Origin of the sequence: Amycolatopsis sp. NPDC023774 (genome assembly GCF_040639695.1) — a bacterium.
Taxonomy (GTDB): Bacteria; Actinomycetota; Actinomycetes; order Mycobacteriales; family Pseudonocardiaceae; genus Amycolatopsis.
On record NZ_JBFAAJ010000008.1, the window covers coordinates 42,810 to 63,764 of the forward strand.

A 20,955-nucleotide genomic window follows, 5' to 3' on the forward strand; every position below is an offset into this window, starting at 1 on the left:
CCACGCATGGCCCGGCGTCGTGTATCTGTCGAGCCCGTTGCTGCTCGGCGCGCACGCCGTGCGGGCGGCCCTGAAGCGGCGGGTGCCGATCGTCGCGGTGCACGAGACGGACGTCGACGCGTATTGCCGGCCAAGCGCCCGCGTGCCGGGCGGCGCGCAGTACGGGTGGCGGCGGCGACGCTCCTGGAGGGTGCGTCGGCGACGGGCTCGCGCGCAGCTACGCGTCACTCGACGTCTTCGCGCATACACCCGGTCCCTTCGAGGCCTTCGGTGCCTTACCACTCATGAACACTCGGGCAGCGGCCGGCGACAGCTTGATCAGCCACTACCGCCAGACGATTGACGAGCGGCCTCAGCTGCCCACCGGCCCAGCGTTGGGGTCGAGCACCCCGCCGATGATCAGCCCGAACAGCAGCAGGCCGAGCACGATCCGGTAGATCACGAACGGCACGAAGCTCTTGCGCTTGATGTAGGACATCAGCCACGCGATCACCACGTACCCGACGCCGAAGGCCACCAGCGTGGCCAGGATCGTGGGCCCCCACTGGGCGGTCTCGCCGTTCTTGCCGATGTCGGTGAGCTTGTAGAGGCCCGAGCCGAACACGGCCGGCAGGGCCAGCAGGAACGAGTACTCCGCGGCGTCGGCGCGGGTGTAGCCCATGAGCAGGCCGGCGCTGGTGGTGCCGCCGGAGCGCGAGACGCCCGGGATCAGCGCCAGGGCCTGCGCGAAGCCGAAGCCGAGGCCGTGCGGCACGGTGAGGTGGTCGAGCGTGCGCCGCTGCGAGCCCACGCGGTCGGCGATGAGCAGGATCACGCCGAACACGATCAGCGTGGACGCGGTGATGCGCAGGTCGCGGAAGGCCTCGTCGATCTGGTCCTGCAGCAGCAGGCCGAGCACGACGATGGGGATCGAGCCGACGATGATCAGCCAGCCCAGCCGCGCGTCGGGGTCTTGGCGCCAGCTGCGGCGGTAGAGCGAGAAGAACCACGCCTGCAGGATGCGGCCGATCTTCTTGCCGAAGTACAGGATCACCGCGAGCTCGGTACCGATCTGCGTCACGGCCGTGAACGCCGCGCCCGGATCGTCCCAGCCGACGAGCGCGGCCACGATCCGCAGGTGCGCGCTGGAGGAGATGGGCAGGAACTCCGTGAGCCCCTGCACCAGCCCCAGCACCAGTGCTTCGAACCACCCCATCAGGCCACTCCCGCCAGCTCGATCGCTTCCACAGCGGTCCGCAGAGCCGCCTCGAATCCCGCGGACTCCCCGTACGGAGTCACGGACAACGTCGTCACGCCCGCCTTCGCGAACTCCGCCATGCGCTCGGCGATCCGCTCCCGCGGGCCGAGCAGCGACGTCGCGTCGAGGAACTCCAGCGGCAAGGCCGCCTGAGCCCCCTCGTAGTCACGAGCGAGGTATTTCTTCTGCACCTCGGCCGCCTCGGCCTCGAACCCCATCCGCACGGCGAGGCGGTTGTAGAAGTTCTGCTTCCGGCTGCCCATCCCGCCAACGTAAAGCGCGGCGTGGGCGCGCACGGCGTCGGCACACTCGCGCCAGTCGTCACCGACCACGAGCGGCACCGACGGGGCGATGTCGAACCCGTCGAGCGAACGCCCGGCCGCCTCGGCGCCGGCTCGGATGTGGGCCAGCTGCTCACCGGCGTGCTCGGGCGAGAAGAACACCGGCAGCCAGCCGTCGGCGAGCTCACCCGTCAATGCAAGGTTCCTCGGCCCGATCGCGGCGAGGTACACCGGCACCTGCTTGCGCTCGGGCCGGAAGGTCAGGCCCAGTGCGAGCCCGGGCCCGTCGGGCAGCGGCAGCTCGAAGTGCTCCCCGCTGAACCGCACGCGGCGCCGGGACTGCACGGCGCGCACGATCTCCACGTACTCGCGAGTGCGGCCCACCGGGTCGGCGAACCGCACGCCGTGCCAGCCCTCCGACACCTGCGGGCCCGAGACACCCAGGCCGAGCCGGAAGCGGCCGCCCGAGAGCGTGTCGAGCGTGGCGGCGGTCATGCCCGTCATCGCCGGTGTCCGCGCGGGGATCTGCAGCACGGCGCTGCCGACGTCGATCCGTTCGGTCCGGGCGGCGATCCAGGTGAGCATCGTCACGGCGTCCGAGCCGTAGGCCTCGGCCGCCCACACCACCGAATACCCGAGTTCGTCCGCTCTCCTGGCCAAGGCGAGGTTCGCGGAGTTGTCCCCGGTGCCCCAGTAACCGAGGTTGAGTCCGATTCGCACGGCGGGAAACGTACCGAGAGCACGACTCGCGCCGTGCCCTGGGTGCACCGACGGGGTGACCGGTCGCGACACGGCGTCACCTTGGTCAAGTACGGGCCGGGCCGACGGCTAGGCTCGGTCGTCGTGGAAAAGCGACAGCTCGGCCGGTCGGGACTGCGGGTCTCGCGCCTGGCGCTCGGCACGATGACGTGGGGCGGCGACACCGACGCCGAGGAGGCGGCCAGCCAGCTCGTCGCGTTCGTCGACGCCGGCGGCACCCTCGTGGACACCGCGGACATCTACGCCGAGGGCGAGGCCGAGCGCGTGCTCGGGAGCCTGCTGGGCGACCTCGTGCCCCGCGACGACGTGGTGGTGGCCACGAAGGCCGTCGCGCGGCGCACCGACGGTCCCTTCGGCGGCGGAGCTTCCCGGGGCGCGCTGCTGAGCGCGCTCGACGGCTCGCTGCGCCGGCTCGGCACCGACCACCTCGACCTGTGGCAGCTGCACGCGTGGGACGCCGGAGTGCCGATCGAGGAGACCCTCTCGGCCCTGGACTACGCGGTGACCAGCGGGAAGGTCCGCTACGTCGGCGTCTCCAACTACGCGGGCTGGCAGCTCGCCACGGCCGCGTCGCACGCGAGCGCCGCGGCGCCGATCGTGTCCTGCCAGTACGAGTACTCGCTGCTGGAGCGCGGCGTCGACCGCGAAGCCGCGCCCGCCGCACTGCACCATGGCATCGGGCTGCTGCCCTGGGCGCCGCTCGGCCGCGGCGTGCTGACCGGGAAGTACCGCACGGGCACACCCGCCGACTCGCGCGGCGCGTCCAGCGAGTTCGCCGGGTACGTGGAGCACCACCGCACAGACCGCGCGGCGCGGATCGTGCAGGCCGTGGCCACGGCCGCCGACGGGCTCGGCACCTCGCCGCTGGTCGTCGCGCTGGCCTGGGTGCGCGACCGGCCTGGAGTCGTGGCGCCGGTCGTCGGCGCCCGCGACACCGGCCAGCTGACGGGTTCGCTGGCCGCGGAGGAGCTGACTCTCCCGCCCGCGATCCGCAGCGCGCTCGACGACGTGAGCTGCGTCGACGTCGGCTATCCCGAGCGGGGACCGAAATGAGGCGCAGGTGTCTGTTGGGTGACGCAGACGTGACGGCACGGGAATCCTGGGGGATGCTGGTGAGGACACCTCGCCGAGGGACAGCTGGAGGCTTCAAGGTGCGTCGGCTCACCGCCGCGTCGCGGATCGCGATTCCGCTGGTCGGTGCCCTCGCGCTCTCGGCATGCTCGGCTTCGGGCCAGGACGACACGGATTCTCTGCAGGTGGTGGCGAACCCGGTGGCCGTGAAGCCGGCGGTCTCCCCCGCCGTGACGGTCAAGCCCGCGGGCCAGGTGCTCGCCACGCCGGCGGTGTCGGCGATGGCGACCGACGAGAAGACCCGCACGCTCGCGGTCGCGGTCACGCAGCCGCCGTCGGTGCTCGTCTACGACCTCGACTCCCTGAGCACCCCCAAGGTCACCGTGCCCCTGCCCGGGCCGCCCGAATCGCTGACGACGTCCGGCGGCCAGGCGATCGCGAGCATCCCGGCCAAGGGAGAGCTCGCGAAGATCGCGCTGCCCGGCGGTCAGCTGACCACGCAGCAGGTGGCGGGCCAGCCGGCCGACGGCGTGGCCGACGGTCCGGACACGCTCGTGGCCGTGCGCGACCGCAAGGCCGTGGAGGTCCTGGCCGGTGGCGCGGTCACCAAGACCATCACCGGCCAGCTCTACAGCGCCGACGACGTCGTGGACACCGGACAGGGCGTGGTCGTGCTCGACCGCCTGCGCACCGCGGTGTTCAGCGTCGACGTGAACGCGGGGACGATGGGCGAGGGCCTGCGCGCCGGCGACGGCGCCGCCAACGCCACCAGTGACTCCTACGGGCGCGTGCTCGTCACCGACGCCCGCGCGGGTGCGCTCCTCGCGTTCTCCGTCGGCCCGCTGATCCTGCGCCAGCGCTACCCGGTGCCGGGCGGGATCTACGGCATCGCCTACGACCACCAGCGCAACCTCGCGTGGGTCACCCTCACGGGGCAGAACCAGGTGGTGGGCTTCGACGTCCGCGGCGGGGAACCCGTCGAGAAGTACCGATTCCCGACCGTGCGCCAGCCGAACTCGGTGAGCGTCGACGACCGGAGCGGCCGAGTGCTCGTCGGCTCGGCCGCAGGAGAAGGGACCCAGGTGATCCAGCCATGACGACGGTCGACGAGGCGGTGGTCGAAGGGGATTGGGAGTACCGCCGCCTGCGCCTGCCCCCGGGTGTGTCCCGGCGCGCGGCGGCGATCCAGCTCTCGATCCACGCCGAGTTCGCCGGCTGGGAGCTGCGCACCGTGCGGCTCTACGCCGACGGCACCCGGCGGGTCTGGTTGCGGCGCAAGCGCACCGCCGCCGACCGCCTGCCCGGGCTCGCCACCTGACCGAGCCCGGGTTCAGCCGCGTGCGTGGGTTGCCCGGATCTGACGCACGATCCCGGCAACGCCACGGATGCCGTCGCGCGGTGCTGTGGGTCCGTGGCCGGCACGGTGGCCGCGCTCGTTCACGCGCCCGCGGACGCCAGCAGCCCTTCGATCTCGGTGATCGCCTGGGCGTTGTCGCGGTAGTGGATTCCGTGGATACCGAGGGCGCAGGCGGCGGCGACGTTGGGTTCGACATCGTCGAGGAAGATCAGTTCCTCGGGGGTTACGCCGAGCCGCGCACAGCTCAGCCGGTAGATCTCCGGATCCGGCTTGCTCATCCCGACCTCGTGCGAGTAGACGATGTCGTCCACCAGGTCCTCGAAACCGTAGGCGGCTTGTTCCCGTTCCCTGGCGCCGACGAAGCTGTTGCTCAAGATGCCGGTTCGACAGCGCGGCCGCAGCCCGCGGGCGTAGTCGATCAGGTCGGTGTTGCCGGTGCCGAGGTACTGCTCCCAGATGTCCGCCATGATCGCGTCGGCTTGCCCTTGGCCGAGACCGAGTCTGTCGCTGATCGTGTCCCGCACGTTTTCCTCGGTGATCGCGCCGACGGCGCCGGCTGCCCAGACGTCGGCCAGCCGCCGGACGATCTCACCCTCCGCGAGACCGAGCCGGGCCTCCCACCGCCGGTCGACGCCGAGGTCGGGCGCGATCTCCAGGACGTCACCGATGTCGAACACCACCGCGCGAATCACCATGGTGACGAACCTACCGACCTGCCGAGCGCGGGCCGGCCTCAGGCGGTGAGCCGACCCAGCCACTCCTGCCAGCTCTGCTCGTCGCCGCCGTCGGTGGAGAACACGTGGTGGCAGGCGACGAGCGGACCGTGGAAGCCGTGCAGGAAGCAGTACAGCGCGTCGGCCGTGCGCACGCCCACCGTCTGCGGGTTCGCGGCGTAGACGACGCCCTCGACCGCCCGGCCCGCCAGCTCGACGCGCACGCGGTCGCCCTCCTCGGGCCGGCGCGGCAGCCCCAGTTCTGCGCCGAGCGCCGCCCACAGCCGGTCCCAGTCGGACACGGGCGGGCCGAACACCGTGACCGGTGTGGCCGTGCGGCCGGCGAAGTAGGTGACGTACTCGGCGAGGTTGCGGAAGAACAGTGCGCCGCCGGCGGCCATCGCCTCGAACTCGTCCTCCCAGCCGTCGCCGGGCAGGAACCCGCTGGTGACGCAGCGGACGACCGAGCTGCCGCCGTCGCGGCCCTCGATCAGGAACTCGTAGGCGATCCGGCGCCCGTCGGGCTCGGTCTCCGTGCCGTAGGCGAGCCGCTCCAGCGGGTCCCACGCCGTGATCGCCATGTCCGGCTCGTAGCCCGCGAACGAGCCGCGAACGACCCCGCCGAGACCACCTTCGACCTCGTTGCGGCCCATGTACCACGAGTCGATGCCCGGCCCGGTCGCGATCGCCGCCCAGACCTGCTCCGGGGTGGCGGCCACCTCGGCCGACCCGGGGAGTTCGAACTCTTTCCCGATGAACTCCGCCACCTCAGGCCTCCTCGTCCGGCACGCTCGGGTGCACGGCCACGATCACGCGGTGCGCGCGCCCGTTCTCCGCTCCCTCGTCGTGGTACTTCCCCACCAAGGTCGTCACGGCCACCGCGAGCTCCTCGGCGAACGCGGCCCGGTCCGCCGCCGAAGCGAAGCGCACCTGTCCGTCGAGCGCGAACGTCGCGACGCGCTTGCGCGCCTTGGCGGCGCCCGTGATCAGGATCCCGACGTCGCGCACCAGCCGGCCGGCCACGGCGAGCAGCCAGCGCGCCGACAGCCGGTCGGGCGACTGTGCCGGGTCCGGCTGCACCGCCGACAGCGCGGAAGGCGAGATCACGTACGACGCCGCGGTCGCGCGCATCATGCGCTCGGTGACGTTGCCCTTGCGCCGCTCCTCAACCAGCTCCACCAGCCCGTGCTTCTCCAGCGCGCGCAGGTGGTAGTTGACCTTCTGCCGGGGCAGGTCGACGCGTGCCGCGAGCATGGTCGCCGACGCCGGCTCCGCCAGCTCGGCCAGCAGCCGGGCGCGGACCGGATCCAGCGACACCTCGGCCGCGGCCGCGTCCTCGATCACCGCAACGGGAAACATGCGCCCATCGTGCTTCCGAAAAACGAAGTTGTCAAGAACTTCGATATTGTCGGTACGCCGCGCCTACCGGCGCCACGATCCGCGGCACGACCTGGGCGGCGGCCGCCTGCGGCACGACGTGCCCGACGCCCGGCAGCACCACGGCCGTCCCGTGTTCGAGGGCCCCGACGAGGTGCTCGACGTCCGTGGCCGCGACGATCCGGTCCCGCTCTCCCACGATCGCCGTGACCCGGCAAGGCACCCACGCGCGCCAACGCGGCTTCTCGCGCGTATGCGTCGAGCGCCGCGACGGTGTGCGGCCAGTTGCGCCCGATCATCGTCACGGTCAGCTCCACGAGCTCCGGATCCGGGTCGTCGCCGAAGAGCCACCGCGCAGCCCCGCGCTCGCCGCGCGGCTCGTGTGCTCGCGCACCAGGCCGAACAGCTTGGCGCCCAGCACCAGTTCCAGGTCCTGCGCCAGCATCCCGAGCGCGCCCGGCCACGCCGCCGAAGCCTCCGTCGCGAGCCGCCCGGACGACGTCGCGAGCAGCACGAGCCCCGCCACGCGCGCGGCGAACAGCCGGGGGTGGCGCTGCGTGAGCGACATGATCGCGAGCCCGCCCATGTCGTGGCCCACCAGCACCACCCGGCCTTCGGGCACGGCGGGTTCCAGTACTTCGGCGAGGTCGTCGCCCAGCTGGGCCATGGTCGCCGTGCCGCGGCCGGCGCGGCCGGACTTGCCGTGACCGCGGTGGTCGTAGCCCACGACCGACAGCGGCTCGTCCACCGCCTCCGGGAGCACCGGGGCGATCCGGCCCCAGCTGCGCCGGTCGAGCGCGGCGCCGTGCAGGAGCACCACGGTCACGCCGGCCGACGGGTCACCTCAGCGCACCAGGTGCAGGGGGTGTCCCGTCAGCGAGCGTGAACCCGGGTAACTCGGCGAGCCCCGGCGATCAGGACGACCGCACGAACCGGTCGAGCACGCGCGTGCCGAACTTCAGCGCGTCCACCGGCACCCGCTCGTCCACCCCGTGGAAGAGCGCGGAGAAGTCGAGGTCCGCCGGCAGCTTCAACGGCGCGAAGCCGAAGTTGCGGATCCCGAGCTGCTGGAAGGACTTCGCGTCGGTGCCGCCGGAAAGCATGTACGGCAGCGTGCGCGCGCCCGGGTCCTCGGCGAGTACCGCGGCCGTCATCGCGTCGACGAGCGCGCCGTCGAACGTGGTCTCGACCGGCGGGAGCTCCATCCACTCCTTCTCGATGTCCGGGCCGAGCAACTCGTCGAGCTCGCGGTCGAACGCCTCGATGCGCCCGGGCAGGATGCGACAGTCGACCGCGGCCTCGGCGACCGACGGGATCACGTTCGACTTGTAGCCGGCGGTGAGCATCGTCGGGTTCGCCGTGTCGCGCAAGGTCGCACCGATCATGCGCGAGATGTTGCCCAGCTTGGCGACCGAGCCCTCGAGATCGTCCTCGGGGAAGTCCCAGCCGGTGATCTCGGTGACGCCGGCGAGGAACTCGCGTACGGAGTCGGTGAGCACGAGCGGGAACTGGTGGCTGCCGAGCTTCGCGACGGCCTCGGCGAGCTTGGTGACCGCGTTGTCGCGGTGGATCATCGAGCCGTGGCCCGCCGTGCCGCGCACGCGCAGCTTCATCCAGCGGATGCCCTTCTCGGCCGTCTCGACCACGTATGCTCGCACGTCGTCCTTGAGCGTGATCGAGAACCCGCCGACCTCGCTGATCGCCTCGGTGACGCCCTCGAACAGCTCCGGCCGGTTCTCCACCAGCCACTGCGCGCCGTACTTGCCGCCGGCCTCCTCGTCGGCGAGGAAGGCGAACACGATGTCGCGCGGGGGCACGATGCCGTGGATCTTGTAGTGGCGGGCCAGTGCCAGCGTCATGCCGACCATGCCCTTCATGTCCACCGCGCCGCGGCCCCACACGTAGCCGTCCTGCACGGCGCCGGAGAACGGGTGCACCGACCACTCGGCCGGGTCCGCCGGCACCACGTCGAGGTGCCCGTGGATCAACAGAGCCCCGCGGGACGGGTCGGCGCCGGCGAGCCGGACGATGACGTTGTGCCGGTCCGCGCCACCGGACTCGACGTAGGTGATCTCGTAGCCGGCGTCGGTGAGCTGCTCCGCGACGTACTCGGCGGCGGCGCGTTCGCCGATCAGGGTGTCGGGGTCTCCGGTGTTGGTGGTGTCGATGCGGATGAGGTCGCTGGTGAGCGTGACGGCCTCGTCAGCGGCGGCGTCGATCGAGTTCGGTTCGGTCACCCGACCTTCCTATCATCAGCGCCCGCGGGGCGGCGCCGCTCACGCCCGTTCAGGCGCGGTCAAGGGCCGAGACCACCTCGGAAACCGGCCGCAGGTGCTGATTCAGGATCCGCAGCGCCGTTTCCGCGTCCCCCGCGGCGAGCGCCGCCACGAGCTGCCGGTGCTCCGCGTCGATGATCGACAGCCGTTCCGGCCGCGCCTCCAGCGCCCGCACGGCGACGCGCTGCTGACGCGAGCGGAGTATGTCGTACAGCTCCGTGAGCACGGTGTTGCCGGCGGCGCTCACGATCGCGCGGTGGAACCGGCGGTCGAGGCCGGAGGCGGCGAACCAGTCGCGTTCCGCGCCCGCGCGGGCCATGTCCTCGATCAGCACGGCCAGTTCGGCGGGGGCACCCGCGCCCGCGGCGCAGACCTCGGTGATCGCGTGGCCTTCGATGAGCCGGCGGCTCTGGTACGCCTCTTCCAGCTCGCGCGCGGTCACCGCGCGGACCTGTGCGCCCTTGCGCGGCAGGAGGCTGATGAACCGCTCGGCCTCGAGCCGGTGGAACGCCTCGCGCACCGGCGTCCGCGACACGCCGACCACCCCGGAGACCCACAGCTCGTCGAGAAAACGTCCGCCTTCCAGCTCGCCCGAGATGATCCCGTCGCGCAGCCAGGCGTACACCCGATCCCGAGCCGGTCCGCCACCCTCGACCGGGACCGGCCCCGTGCGGCGGTGGTCATGCGCCTCCCCTCGTCCCGCGCCCGCGCGCTGGCGAGCCTGCACCCCTGGACCGCATGGAATCCGCCATGTATACGCCGAGTACACAGCACAGCGACGGTCGCCGTCGCTCTCGAAAGGACACTCGTCATAGGGCACGTCGCCGTCGCGCAGTTCGCGCCCATCGCCGACAAACCGGGCAACCTGGCGGAAGTCGCGCGGCTCGCCGGTGCGGCGGCGGACCGCGGTGCTGAGGTCGTGGTGCTGCCCGAGTACTCGATGTTCACCGTACCGGCGATGGACGAGCGCTTCGTCGCCTCGGCCGAGGGCCTCGACGGCGCCTTCGTGACCGGCCTGCGCGAGGTCGCAGCCCACCGCGGGAGCACCGTTGTCGCCGAGATGAACGAAGCCTTGCCCGAGGGCGGGCGGATCTTCAACACGCTCCCGCGAGTCCGCTTTCGTGCTCGCCGGGGAGATCACGGAGCCGGCCACGTCAAGGCCGCGGGGCTGACGTTCGATCTGCAGACGTGCTACGACCTGCGCTTCCCCGAGGTGACCGGCCGGCTCGCGGACGGCCGCGCGCAGGTCGTGGCGCTGCCGGCGGAGTGAGTACCGGGGCCACTGAAGGAGTAGCACTGGACGACGCTCGTGAAGGCGCGGGCGATCGAGAACACCGTCTCCGTCGCCGCGGCGGGGCAGATCACGCCGATGGGATCGGGTCGAGCCTCGTCGTCGACCCGATGGGCGTCGTGACCGCGTCGCTGGGTCAACGCCGGGAGTGGCCCTGGCGGGATCTCGGCCGGCCGTGTGGAACACGTCCGCACCACGAACCCGGCCTCGGCGTTGCGGCGGTTCAGCGTGACGGCCAAGGAGAACTAGCCGAACCAGGTCTCGCCGCGGTGCGCGCCGAGGCCGATCTCCTTCACGGCCGCGGCCGCGCCGGGCGCGCTGCCGAGCGAGCGCGCGAGGTCCACCGCCGCCGCGAGTTCGGTGCCCGCCACGACGACCCGGTGCACGATCCCGCAGCGCGCGGCGGCGCCCGCGGTGAGCCGTCCGGTGCGGCACAGTCCGTGCACAGCCTCTTCGGAGAGCCGCTCGGGCAACGGCACCGCACCGCGGGGGTCGGGCAGGGCGAACTCGGCGTGGTCGGCGGCGATGATGAGATCCGTCATCAGCGCGAGCTCGAACCCGCCCCCGCGGGCGAGCCCGTTGACGGCCGCGATCATGGGCTTGCCGAGCCGGAAGAAGTCGGCCACACCGGCGAACCCTCCGGAGCCGGGCGCGAGGTCCCAGCCCGCCGAGAAGTACACCGATCCCGCGCCGGTCACCACGCCGGCCAGCAACGCCGGGTCGTCCCGCAGCCGCGCCCACGCGGTGTAGAGCTCGAAGCTCATCCGGGAGTCGACCTTGTTGCCGCCGGGCCGGTCCAGAGTGGCGACGAGCACGCCGTCGACCACCTCGGTGTGCACGGCACAGGACGGAGCGACGGTCACGCTCGGACGGTAAACCCCCTGCCGCCGGCGGTCAAACCGGGGATCTGACTGACTCGAAAGTCAGCTCGCATCGCATTTCCCTGACACTGCGCCAAAACCACGCGAGTGCGGCGGTCAAGGTGTCCGGACCATTGCGCTGCTCTACGCGGTGCTCGCACCGTGCTCGGGATCGTGCTGGGCGCGGTGCTCGGCATGGTCGCCGGCTACGGCGGCGGCCGGCTCGACAGCCTGCTGATGCGCGGCAACGACGTGCTGTTGTCGTTCCCGCAGCTGGTGACCGCGCTGCTCGCCATCGCGGTGATCGGGCCGAAGGGCTGGCTGCTCGTGCTGGTGATCGGCCTGACCCACGCGCCCCGCACCGCTCGCGTCGCGCGCCAAGCGACGGTCGCGGTGCGCGGCGAGGACTACATTCGGGCCGCGGAGATGTACGCCGTGCCGAGCGGCCGGATCCTCCTGCGCGAGATCCTGCCGAACATCACCGGTCCGCTCATGGTGGAGCTCGGCCTGCGGCTGACCTACTCCATGGGCTACATCGCGTCGCTGTCGTTCCTCGGGCTCGGCATTCAGCCGCCCGCGGCCGACTGGGGGTTGATGATCAACGAGAACCGGATCGCGCTGGTCGTTCAGCCGTGGGGCGTGCTTCTCCCGGTGGTGGCGATCGCACTGCTCGCCGTCGGCACGAACCTCGTGGCCGACTCGCTCGCCTTAGCCGCGGCCGGGCGCACCCGGGAGGAACGCTCGTGACCGCGGTGGACCACGCGCAGCTCGCGCTGGAAGTCCGGCCTGCGCGTGAAGACGGCCGCGGGTCGGCCGGTGCTCCACGACGTCTCCTACCGCATCGCGCAGGGCGAGGTGCTGGCGCTCGTCGGCGGATCCGGGTCGGGCAAGACCACGGCGGGGCTGGCCGCGCTCGGCCACTTCCGCCGCGGGCTCGTGGAGGACGGCAGCCAGGTGACGCTGCACCCGCGCGAAGGTGAACCCGTCGAAGTGCTCTCGCTCGCGCCGCCGGATCGCCGGAAACTGCGGGCCACGACCGTTTCCTGCGTGCCGCAGGACCCCGCGCTGTCGCTTGAACCCGGCGCTGCGGATCGGGCTGCAGATCGCCGAGGTGCTCCGGACGCACGGCTACCCCGGCCCGGTCGAGGACCGGGTGGACGAGGTGCTCACCGAAGTCGGCCTGCCCGCCGATCCGGCCTACCGCCGGCGGTATCCGCACCAGCTCTCGGGCGGGCAGCAGCAGCAGCAGCCCGTGGGGATCGCGATGGCGTTCGCGTGCCGGCCGAGCGTCGTGGTGCTCGACGAACCGACAACCGGGCTCGACGTAATGACGCAGGCGCTCGTGCTCGAGACCGTGCGGCGGCTGACGGCCGAGCACGGCGTGGCCGCGCTCTCCATCACCCACGACCTGGCCGTGATCGCGCAGCTGGTCGACCGTGTCTCGGTCATGTACCAGGGCCGGGTGGTCGAGGCCGGGCCGGCCGAGGACGTGCTGAAGCGGCCGGAACACGCGTACACGCGCGAACTGCTGGCCGCGGTGCCGGATCTGAGCGCGGAACCCGGCGCCGCTCCCCCGCCCTCGGACGCGGTGCTGGCCGCACGCGCCATCCGCGTCGCCTACGGGCGCCAGGACGTGCTGCGCGGAGTGGACCTGCAGGTGACACGCGGCGAGTGCGTGATGCTGCTGGGCGAGTCGGGGTCCGGCAAGACCATGCTGTCGCAGTGCGTCGCGGGTCTCACGCGCGGCTTCACCGGCACCGTCGCGCTCGACGGGACGCCGCTCGCGCCTGGCACCCGCCAGCGCAGCAACGACGAGCGGCGGCGGATCCAGTACGTGTTCCAGAGCCCGTTCTCCTCGCTCAACCCGCGTCGCACGATCGCGCAGTCGATCGAGGTGCCGGTGGTGCACCTGACCTCCCTGTCGCGTCCGCAGCGGCGCGAGCGCGTGGCCGAGGTACTGGACCGCGTGCGGCTCGGCCGGTCGCTCGCGAACCGCCTGCCCAACCAGCTCAGCGGCGGGAACGTCAGCGCGCGGCGATCGCGCGGGCGCTGGTCACGACACCCGACGTGCTGGTGTGCGACGAGGTGACCTCCGCGCTGGACGTGTCGGTGCAGGCGACCATCGCGGAGCTGCTCGGCGGGCTGCGCCGCGAGCTGGGGATGGCAGTGCTGTTCGTGACGCACAACATCGCGCTCGCGCCCGAGGTGGCCGACCGGATCGCCGTTCTGCGCGGCGGGGAGATCGTGGAAGAGGGTACGGTCGAAGCCGTGCTGACCGCGCCCGCGCACCCCTACACCGGCGAACTGCTGGCCACCACGCCGCGCCTATGACCGCGCACGGCGAGGTGCGGCCGGGGTTCGAGGCGGTGCGCGAAGCGTTCGACGAGGTCGCCGCCGCGGCCTCGGGCGGGTCGCGTTCAGCGTCTTCCGGCGTGGCCGCCTCGTGGTCGAGCTGTGTGCCGGCTCGGCGGCGCCCGGGGTGCCCTGGACCCGCGACACGCGCGTGGTGCTTTTCAGCGGCACCAAGGGCATCGTCGCCACGCTCGTCGCGATGCTCACCGCGCGCGGCCAGCTGGGCCCGAGGGAGCGGGTGGCGCGCTACTGGCCGGAGTTCGCGGCGGCGGGCAAGGCCGACGTCGCCGTGGCGCAGGTCCTCGCGCACACCGTCGGGCTGCCCTATGTGGACGCCGACGTGCCGATGGCCGACAACGCCGCCAACGCGGCCGCCCTCGCCGCGCAGAGTCCCTTGTGGACACCCGGCACGCGCGTGGCCTACCACGCCTTGACCTACGGCTACCTCGCCACGGAACTGATCCGCCGCGTCACCGGCCAGGGCGTCGGCGAGCTGCTGCACGAGCTGCTCGCTGCCCCGCACGGGCTGGATCTGCGGCTCGGCACCCCGCCGTCGGTGGCGGTCGCGACACTGCACCGCGCGCCGGGCTCCCGGATCAGCACGTTCCTGCAAGACGAGGAGCGCCGGCGCATTGTCGAGCGCATGTACCGCGGCCTGCTGGACTCCACCGACACCATGAACTCCCCCGCGTACCGCGGCGCCGAACTCGCGGCGGGCAGCGGCGTCGGCACGGCCACGAGCATGGCGCGTCTCTACGATTTGCTGCTGGCCGGTTCGCTGGTCCCCTCGGCCGTGCTGGCACAGGCGACCCGCACGTGGAGCGAGGGCGTCGACGCGATCAACGACCGGCCGTTGCGCTTCGGCCTCGGCTTCGAGCTGGCCGACCCGATCGGCACCTACGGTCCGGAAGGCGCCGACCCGGGCGCCTTCGGCCACTCGGGCGCAGGCGGCGGCCGGCACGGCGCGTGGCCGAACCGCGGTGTCTCGTTCTCCTTCACCACCAACGAACTGCAGGCCGAGGACGTCGACACGCGCGCCGCGACGCTGCTGGCGGCGCTGCACGAGGCCGCCTGAGCGGAGTCTTTCGCCAGCGGTCCACCGATTTTTGCTGGTACGGCACGACGGACCGCCGCTCGGCACCCGGGTGGGACTCGGCTTCGTCGAAGCACCGCCGGCGGCTGTCCGGAAGGACCGAGAAGCTCGCTGCCGGCCCGAGGCAGACCCCGGAGGGCACGAATGAGCCCGATGAGCGAGGCCACCGGCAGCACCAGGACGTTCGGGTCGGTCGGCGCGTTGTCCTCGGTGAGCCTGAGCGCCGCGCGCGGCACCTTCCTGGGCTTGCTGGCCCACAACGGCGCGGGCAAGACCACCTTGGTCAACATCCTCACCACCATGCTGCCGGCGAGGTCCGCCTCCGCGCGTCGTCGGGTTTTGACGTCGCGCGCGAAGGAGGTGAGGTCCGCTCACCGGCCAGGTCGCCTCGGTGGACCAGGAGCTCACGGGTCGCGCGAATTCTTCCGCTTCTCCCCTGTCGGTAACCCGACCTCCCTTTCGGTTTCTCGCAAGCCGCACACTACCCAGGGTGATCCCGGTCCTGGCTCTCCCCGCGCGGGGCGGTCCGGCACGGGCTAGGTTCGAACCATGCGGATCGTGTCGCTGCTGCCCGCCGCCACCGACCTCGTCGCGGAGCTCGGCCGCCTCGATGACCTGGTCGGCCGCACCCACGAATGCGACTGGCCACCCGGCGTCGAATCGGTGCCGGTCGTCACCGCGGCCGAGGTGGACGACGCCGTGCTGACCAGCCGCGAGATCTCCGACGCCGTCGGTGGCTCGGCCCACCGCGGTTCTTCGCTGTACTCAGTGGACACCGCGCGGCTGGCCGAGCTCGCGCCGGACCTCGTCCTGACCCAGGACCTGTGCGAGGTGTGCGCGGTGTCCTACACCCGCGTCGCCGAAGCCGTGCGGATGCTCGACGCGGGGCCGAAAGTCCTCAGCCTGGAACCCCGGCGGCTCGCCGAGGTCCTCGGCTGCGTCACGACACTCGGCGACGCGCTGGGCGTGCCGAAGCTCGCCGCCGATCGCGTCCGCTCGCTCACCACGCGACTCGACGCCGTCCGCGCTCGCGTCGCCGGCAAGCCGCGCCCGCGGGTGGCCGCGCTGGAATGGCTCGACCCGCTGTGGCCCGCCGGGCACTGGGTGCCGGAGCAGATCACCGCGGCGGGCGGCGAACCGCTGCTCGCGGCGCCCGGCGAGCACACGCACCCGATCCCGTGGGACGCCGTGGTCGCGGCGCGCCCGGACGTACTGCTGGTCCTGCCCTGCGGTTTCAGCCCCCACCGCACGGCGGCGGAGTTCGACGTCCTCACGGCGTTGCCGGGCTGGGCCGGACTGCCCGCCGTGCGCGCCGGCGCGGTGTGGCTGCTCGACGGTCCGGCCTACTTCAACCGCCCAGGCCCGCGCGTCGTCCGCGGCGCGGAGATCCTGGCCCACGTGCTGCACGGCGTCGAAGCCGACCCGCCCGTGTCCCCAGCCGAGGCCCGCCTGGCCTGAACGGCCGTCAGGCGAACACGACGTCCGCGGTCGCGACGGCTGCCGCGCGCACGGAGTCGACCTGCAACGCCGCACCGCCGTCGCCGGGCGCGCCCGTCGCGAGAAGGTGCTCGCCCGCGAAGACCGGGCGGCGCAACCGGTAGGACAACGACGGGATCGCGCGTTCCGGCGCGCGCGTGCGGGCGAGCTCCAGCAGGAACAGCACGAGCAGCGGGCCGTGCACGACGAGGCCCGGGTACCCCTCGGTGCCGGTGACGTACGGCTCGTCGTAGTGGATCCGGTGCGCGTTGGCCGTCAGCGCGCTGAACCTGAACAGCAGCACGGGATCCGGCGTCCACGCCTGCTGCCATTCGGCGGCCGACTCCGGCATGCCGGTCACGTCGAGCGCGGCCAGCGCGGTGCGCCCGGCGCCCTCGCCCGAGCGGTAGACGATGTCCTGTTCCTCGACCACCCGCACGGTGCCGCCCTGGCTGATCTCCGATCGCACGGTCACGAACAGCATCTCGCCCGTCCGGCCGTGTTTCGCCACGACTTCGCCGAGCGACCGCGTCCGTTCCGCCGGCGTGCCCAGCACGAGCGGCCCCCGGACTTTCAGGCGTCCGCCGGCGAACATCCGCCGCCGGTCCGGCAGCGGCGGCAGGAAGTGGCCGTCCGCCGGATGGCCGTCGGCGCCGATCTCGGAATGCCTCGGCCACTCCAGGAAGTACAGCCAGTGCCACAGCGGTGGCAGCGCCTGCCCCGCGACGGCCGGCGGCCGGGGCAGGTCCAGCGCCGCGGACAGCGCGGCGGCCGGCCCGGCCGGGAGCGCATCGGTGTCGGTGACGGGTTCGGGCGACCATGACTCGACGGAGGAACCCAGCGCGTTCATGGTCCCGGCCTACCACAGCACCACCCGCCCCGCAGTCAGGCTGTGACGAGCTCCGCGAACTCGTAGATCAGCCGCGAGCGCCGCGACGCGACCCAGGCCAAGGCGACCTGGCCCGGCGGGAGGTCGCCCACCGGCACGTGGGTGACGTCGGGGCGCGTGTAGTACTCGGAGGTGGACAACGGCACGATCGCGATGCCGAGACCGGCGGCCACGTGCTCCAGCTTCTCTTCGATGCTGCGGAACCCGCGGGGGCGCGCGGCGCCGCCGGTGCGCAGCTCGGTCGCCACGGCCCGCCACTCCGGCACCGCGTCAGGGTCGTTGAGCAGGTGCTCGTCGGCGAGGTCGGCGACGTCGACGGACTCCTTGCCCGCCAGGCGGTGCGACGCCGGCAGGATGGCCACGCGCGGCTCGCTGAACATCGGCCGCACCGTGAGCCCGCGGGGGTCCACCGGCAGCCGGACGATGCCGACGTCGGCCCGGCCGTCGTGCAGCACCTGGGTCTGGTCGTCCCACGTGGTCCGGACCAGCTCCACCTCGAGACCAGGGTGGCGGTCCGTCAACACCCGCACGGGTTCGGTCACGGTGATGCCAGGCATGAAGCCGATGGTGAAGGTCGACGTTCCCCGTGCGGCCAGCGCCACGCGACGCCGCAACGCGTCGGCCGCGGCGAGGATCGGCCGGCTGTCCTCGAGCAGCTGGCGGCCGGCGGCCGTGAGCTCGGTCGAACGCCGGTCGCGGACGAACAGCTGCGTACGCAGCTCCTCCTCCAGCGCCCGGATCTGGCGCGACAGCACGGGCTGCGCGATGTGCAGCCGCTCCGCCGCCCGGCCGAAGTGCAGTTCCTCGGCCACGGCGACGAAGTAGCGCACCTTTCGCAGGTCGACGTCCACCTCGGGCCTCCCGTCCCTCGCCACGCCCAGCCTAGGCCAGCCGCGGCTTCGTGGACGGGTCGAGACCGACACCCGGGTGAGGCCCGCGCTCAGCCGGCGAAGCGGCCCGCGGCGACGAACACCGTCAGCACCAGCAGCACCGCGTTGACCGGCACGCCCTTCGGCTCCTTGCGCCGCGCGTGCACCACGATCGCGCCGAGCGCCACGATCGCCAGGCCCACCGCCGCGATCGGCGTCAGGACGGGGGCGATGTCCAGTGCCTGCGGCAGGACCAGGCCGATCGCGCCGAGGACCTCCGCGAGCGCGATCAGCTTGACCGAGGTGTCCGAGAAGTCCTCAACCCAGCCCATGTTGGGGTTCTCCAGCAGCTTCTTCCGCGGCGTGGCGAGCTTCATCCCGCCCGCCCCCAGATACAGCGCCGCCGCTATCCCCGCCGCGATCCACAACACGATGTTCATTCCCGCTCCCGATCAGTCCGACCCATGTAGTTGAAAGCTACACTGTTCGAGGTCGAACTGACGAGCGGCACGGGCGCCGGAAGGTGCGGACGGGATCCTTCCGGCGCCCGTCCGGTCACCGCGGGGTGACGGTGATCGACTGGCCCGGGCGCAGCCGGATCTGCTGCTTCCAGGTGCCGGCGCGCAGTTCGGTCTCGGTGCCGCCGACGCTGCGCACGACCGCCTTCGTGACCTTGCCGCGCCGCCATTCGAGGTCGACCTCGAACCCACCGCGGGCGCCGATGCCCGTCACATGCCCGGACTCGGCCCAGGCCGACGGCAGCGCGGGCAGGAGCTCGATCACACCGGAGCGCGAGTACAGCAGCATTTCCAGCACCGCGGCCGGCCCGCCGAGGTTCGCGTCGATCTGGAAGATCGTGTAGCTGCCCTGGCTGTACATGTCGAAGAAGTTGGCCGCCGTGCCGTTGCCGTTGTTGAACGAGGGCCGCAGCACCGTGAGGAAGAGCTGGTACGCGCGGTCGGCGTCCTTGAGCCGGGCCCAGCACGCGGAGCGCCACGCGCAGCCCCAGCCGAAGGTGTCCATGCCGCGGGCGATCAGGAGGTTGCGCACACCGTCGATCAGTTCCTTCGACGCGGTGTCGGTGTTGATGCGGTCGCCGGGAAAGAACCCGATGAGCGGCGAGAGGTGCCGGTGGGTCGTCTCCCCCAGGTTCTCCGGCGAGAGCCACTCCTGCAGCCAGCCGGTGACCGGGCTGACGGCAGGCAGGTGCAGCCGGTCGCGCATCCCGGTGATCGTCCTGCCGTAGTCGCCGTCGCGGCCGAGGATCTGTGTCGCCTGCGTGAAGTGCCCGAACAGGTCGTGGACGAGCTCCTGGGAGTAGGTGTTGCCCTGCGCGTCCGGGCCGTGCTCGGGCGACCAGTCGGTGTCGCTGACGAGGTAGTCCTTGCCGTCGATGTTCTTGGTGACCAGGCGCGCCTCCCAGAACTCCGTCGCGCCCTTCAGCACCGGGTAGACCTTCGCGAGGTAGGCCTTGTCCTGGGTGAACTCGTAGTGGTCCCACAGGTTGTTGCACAGCCACGCGTTGCCCGCCGGGTGCCACGCCCAGCCGGAGCCGCCGTAGATGTTGGTGGAGAACGCGATGGCCCAGCCGGCGATCTTGCCGGTGCTGTTGCGGAACCGGTTGCGCGGGTCGTTGAACAGCCGCCTCGTCGTGTCGGTCCACCAGGGCAGCTGAGCGAGGCAATAGTCCGCCAGGGCGGTGAAGCACTCCTTCAGACCCGCGCGGTCGGCTAGCCAGTAGTTCATCTCCAGGTTGATGTCGGTGTGGTAGTCGCTGTACCAGTCGGGCGAGTTGTTGTTGAGCCACAGGCCCTGGAGGCTGATCGGGAGGCCGCTGCGGGAACCGGTGATCGTCAGGTACCGGCCGAACTGCACGTAGCTCGCCTCGAGTTCCGGGTCCGGCGTACCCGGGTCCGTGTAGCGCACCGCGATGCGCGACCACGAGTCGAGTGTGCGCCGGTTGGCCGGCGACTGGCCGAGGTCGATCTTCATGCGGTCGAACAGCTTGCGGTAGTCCTGCACGTGGGTAGCGAGCAGCGCGGTACCGGACGCGGCGGCCGCGGCCGTGACCTTGCCGACGGCCACGGAAGCCGGGTTCGCGCCGGCGTCCAGGTAATGACGGGCCGCGTCGGGCACGTAGTTCGTGCCGCCACAGACCACGATCACCACCTCGCTGCAGCCGGTGAAGGTCACCTCCGTACCCGAGACGGCGACGCGCCCGCCCTTCGACGCGGCCGTCACGGCGCTGCTGTACTTCAGGCCGTTCGCGAACGTGCCGCCCAGCGAGACGGCACCGCTGCCCGCCGTCGGCTTTTCGTCGCGCGTGCCTTCCAGTGTGACCGAGCCGGTGTACGAACCGCCGCCCTGCTGCGTCAGCCGGATCACCACGACGTCGTCGGGGTGGCTCGCGTACACCTCGCGCCGGTAGGTCGCGCCGTGCAGGCCGTAGGTCGTCGTGACGAGGCCGTTGCTGAGGTCCAGGGTGCGCCGGTACCCGCTGACGCCGGTGTGGGCGGGCAGCTTCAGCCGCACCTTGGCCAAAAGGCCGAAGCTGCCGAAGTCGTCCTTGCCATAGGGCAGCTGGCCGTCGTCCTGCACCGTGTCGTTGAGCCCGCCGGTCCAGAGGGACGAGTCGGTGAAGTACACGTAGTCGGCCGCGGGGTCACCGCCGACGAGGCCACCGATCCGACCATTGCCGATCGGCAGCGCCTGCTCGATCACGTGCGACTCGGCGGCCGGCGCCGGGTACCACAGCGTGGTCGCGGCGTTGTCGGCCACAAGGTCCGCGGCCGGCGGTCGCGCGGGCGACGCTTGCGCCGTGAACGGGCGAAACCCGCTCAGGGCGAAGCCTGCGCCGACGGCACCACCGAGCTTGAGAAAGGTCCGCCGGGAGGGCGGGGAGGAGAGGTCCGACATGACAGGTCCGTTCGTCGTCGAAGGCGGAATCCGGCCGTGAGCGAGGCCTGAAGCTCGCCAAACATAGGATGTCTGCCTGAACCTGGTCAAGATTCTTCGGAATTATTTCCCGCTCACCACGGGAGATGGATCAGTTTC

General features: G+C 72.0%; 22 protein-coding genes and 1 pseudogene. 9 read left to right on the top strand and 14 right to left on the bottom strand.

Annotated elements, in window-relative coordinates; translation table 11 throughout:
* Positions 1-352: 352 nt before the first annotated feature.
* Both AB0F91_RS19190 and AB0F91_RS19195 read right to left on the bottom strand, forming a co-directional pair.
* Positions 353-1,195: an undecaprenyl-diphosphate phosphatase gene (locus AB0F91_RS19190; protein WP_360598884.1), complete on the bottom strand. Its 843-nt coding sequence runs from the start codon at positions 1,193-1,195 to the stop codon at positions 353-355.
* Entirely contained in the window at positions 1,195-2,238 is a 1,044-nt protein-coding gene (locus tag AB0F91_RS19195) for an LLM class F420-dependent oxidoreductase (RefSeq protein WP_360598885.1), read from the bottom strand. The genes AB0F91_RS19190 and AB0F91_RS19195 overlap by 1 nt, the downstream gene beginning before the upstream one ends.
* Before the next feature lie 123 nt (positions 2,239-2,361).
* On the opposite strand from AB0F91_RS19195, the gene AB0F91_RS19200 reads away from it, so the two are divergent.
* From AB0F91_RS19200 to AB0F91_RS19210, 3 genes are all read left to right on the top strand, one after another.
* Positions 2,362-3,330: an aldo/keto reductase gene (locus tag AB0F91_RS19200; RefSeq protein ID WP_360598886.1), complete on the top strand. Its 969-nt coding sequence runs from the start codon at positions 2,362-2,364 to the stop codon at positions 3,328-3,330.
* 98 nt (positions 3,331-3,428) lie between these two features.
* Positions 3,429-4,445: a hypothetical protein gene (locus tag AB0F91_RS19205; RefSeq protein ID WP_360598887.1), complete on the top strand. Its 1,017-nt coding sequence runs from the start codon at positions 3,429-3,431 to the stop codon at positions 4,443-4,445.
* Positions 4,442-4,666 carry a DUF5703 family protein gene (locus AB0F91_RS19210; RefSeq protein ID WP_285967049.1) on the top strand — a complete coding sequence of 75 codons (225 nt, stop codon included), beginning with the start codon at positions 4,442-4,444 and terminating at the stop codon, positions 4,664-4,666. The genes AB0F91_RS19205 and AB0F91_RS19210 overlap by 4 nt, the downstream gene beginning before the upstream one ends.
* A gap of 119 nt (positions 4,667-4,785) precedes the next feature.
* Here AB0F91_RS19210 and AB0F91_RS19215 read toward each other — a convergent pair whose 3' ends face one another.
* From AB0F91_RS19215 to AB0F91_RS19245, 7 genes are all read right to left on the bottom strand, one after another.
* The gene (locus tag AB0F91_RS19215) at positions 4,786-5,400 is read right to left on the bottom strand and encodes an HAD family phosphatase (protein WP_360598888.1); all 615 of its coding nucleotides are present in this window, start codon (positions 5,398-5,400) and stop codon (positions 4,786-4,788) included.
* A gap of 38 nt (positions 5,401-5,438) precedes the next feature.
* Positions 5,439-6,173: an SRPBCC domain-containing protein gene (locus AB0F91_RS19220; protein ID WP_360599217.1), complete on the bottom strand. Its 735-nt coding sequence runs from the start codon at positions 6,171-6,173 to the stop codon at positions 5,439-5,441.
* Between the two features lie 13 nt (positions 6,174-6,186).
* Positions 6,187-6,777: a helix-turn-helix domain-containing protein gene (locus AB0F91_RS19225; RefSeq protein WP_360598889.1), complete on the bottom strand. Its 591-nt coding sequence runs from the start codon at positions 6,775-6,777 to the stop codon at positions 6,187-6,189.
* A gap of 31 nt (positions 6,778-6,808) precedes the next feature.
* Positions 6,809-6,994, bottom strand: a complete 186-nt coding sequence (locus AB0F91_RS19230; protein WP_360598890.1) for a hypothetical protein — start codon at positions 6,992-6,994, stop codon at positions 6,809-6,811.
* A 108-nt stretch (positions 6,995-7,102) separates the two neighbouring features.
* Complete coding sequence (locus tag AB0F91_RS19235; RefSeq protein ID WP_360598891.1) at positions 7,103-7,621, bottom strand: alpha/beta fold hydrolase; 519 nt, start codon at positions 7,619-7,621, stop codon at positions 7,103-7,105.
* 88 nt (positions 7,622-7,709) lie between these two features.
* Entirely contained in the window at positions 7,710-9,032 is a 1,323-nt protein-coding gene (locus tag AB0F91_RS19240) for a M20/M25/M40 family metallo-hydrolase (RefSeq protein WP_360598892.1), read from the bottom strand.
* Between the two features lie 49 nt (positions 9,033-9,081).
* A complete protein-coding gene (locus AB0F91_RS19245; protein ID WP_360598893.1) occupies positions 9,082-9,696 on the bottom strand; it encodes a GntR family transcriptional regulator in 615 nt (204 codons plus the stop codon).
* Positions 9,697-9,753: 57 nt separating this feature from the next.
* Between AB0F91_RS19245 and AB0F91_RS19250 the strand changes: the two genes are divergently transcribed.
* The gene (locus tag AB0F91_RS19250; RefSeq protein WP_360598894.1) at positions 9,754-10,341 is read left to right on the top strand and encodes a nitrilase-related carbon-nitrogen hydrolase; all 588 of its coding nucleotides are present in this window, start codon (positions 9,754-9,756) and stop codon (positions 10,339-10,341) included.
* Positions 10,342-10,607: 266 nt separating this feature from the next.
* Here AB0F91_RS19250 and AB0F91_RS19255 read toward each other — a convergent pair whose 3' ends face one another.
* Complete coding sequence (locus AB0F91_RS19255) at positions 10,608-11,225, bottom strand: enoyl-CoA hydratase-related protein (RefSeq protein ID WP_360598895.1); 618 nt, start codon at positions 11,223-11,225, stop codon at positions 10,608-10,610.
* Positions 11,226-11,384: 159 nt separating this feature from the next.
* Between AB0F91_RS19255 and AB0F91_RS19260 the strand changes: the two genes are divergently transcribed.
* The 5 genes and pseudogenes from AB0F91_RS19260 to AB0F91_RS19280 all read left to right on the top strand — a co-directional run bounded on the left by AB0F91_RS19260 (position 11,385) and on the right by AB0F91_RS19280 (position 16,125).
* The gene (locus tag AB0F91_RS19260) at positions 11,385-11,969 is read left to right on the top strand and encodes an ABC transporter permease (protein ID WP_360598896.1); all 585 of its coding nucleotides are present in this window, start codon (positions 11,385-11,387) and stop codon (positions 11,967-11,969) included.
* Between the two features lie 39 nt (positions 11,970-12,008).
* Positions 12,009-13,553, top strand: a pseudogene (locus tag AB0F91_RS19265) (ABC transporter ATP-binding protein).
* A 112-nt stretch (positions 13,554-13,665) separates the two neighbouring features.
* Positions 13,666-14,649, top strand: a complete 984-nt coding sequence (locus tag AB0F91_RS19270; protein WP_360598897.1) for a serine hydrolase domain-containing protein — start codon at positions 13,666-13,668, stop codon at positions 14,647-14,649.
* 171 nt (positions 14,650-14,820) lie between these two features.
* Positions 14,821-15,207 carry an ATP-binding cassette domain-containing protein gene (locus tag AB0F91_RS19275; RefSeq protein ID WP_360598898.1) on the top strand — a complete coding sequence of 129 codons (387 nt, stop codon included), beginning with the start codon at positions 14,821-14,823 and terminating at the stop codon, positions 15,205-15,207.
* Between the two features lie 9 nt (positions 15,208-15,216).
* The gene (locus AB0F91_RS19280) at positions 15,217-16,125 is read left to right on the top strand and encodes a cobalamin-binding protein (RefSeq protein WP_360598899.1); all 909 of its coding nucleotides are present in this window, start codon (positions 15,217-15,219) and stop codon (positions 16,123-16,125) included.
* Between the two features lie 7 nt (positions 16,126-16,132).
* On the opposite strand, the gene AB0F91_RS19285 is transcribed toward AB0F91_RS19280, so the two are convergent.
* The 4 genes from AB0F91_RS19285 to AB0F91_RS19300 form a co-directional block, all read right to left on the bottom strand.
* Positions 16,133-16,993, bottom strand: a complete 861-nt coding sequence (locus AB0F91_RS19285; RefSeq protein WP_360598900.1) for a hypothetical protein — start codon at positions 16,991-16,993, stop codon at positions 16,133-16,135.
* A 35-nt stretch (positions 16,994-17,028) separates the two neighbouring features.
* Complete coding sequence (locus tag AB0F91_RS19290) at positions 17,029-17,883, bottom strand: LysR substrate-binding domain-containing protein (protein WP_360598901.1); 855 nt, start codon at positions 17,881-17,883, stop codon at positions 17,029-17,031.
* Positions 17,884-17,972: 89 nt separating this feature from the next.
* On the bottom strand, positions 17,973-18,341 hold the full coding sequence (locus AB0F91_RS19295; RefSeq protein ID WP_360598902.1) for a DoxX family protein: 369 nt from the start codon (positions 18,339-18,341) through the stop codon (positions 17,973-17,975).
* Positions 18,342-18,456: 115 nt separating this feature from the next.
* Entirely contained in the window at positions 18,457-20,817 is a 2,361-nt protein-coding gene (locus AB0F91_RS19300) for a glycoside hydrolase N-terminal domain-containing protein (RefSeq protein WP_360598903.1), read from the bottom strand.
* Positions 20,818-20,955 lie beyond the last annotated feature (138 nt).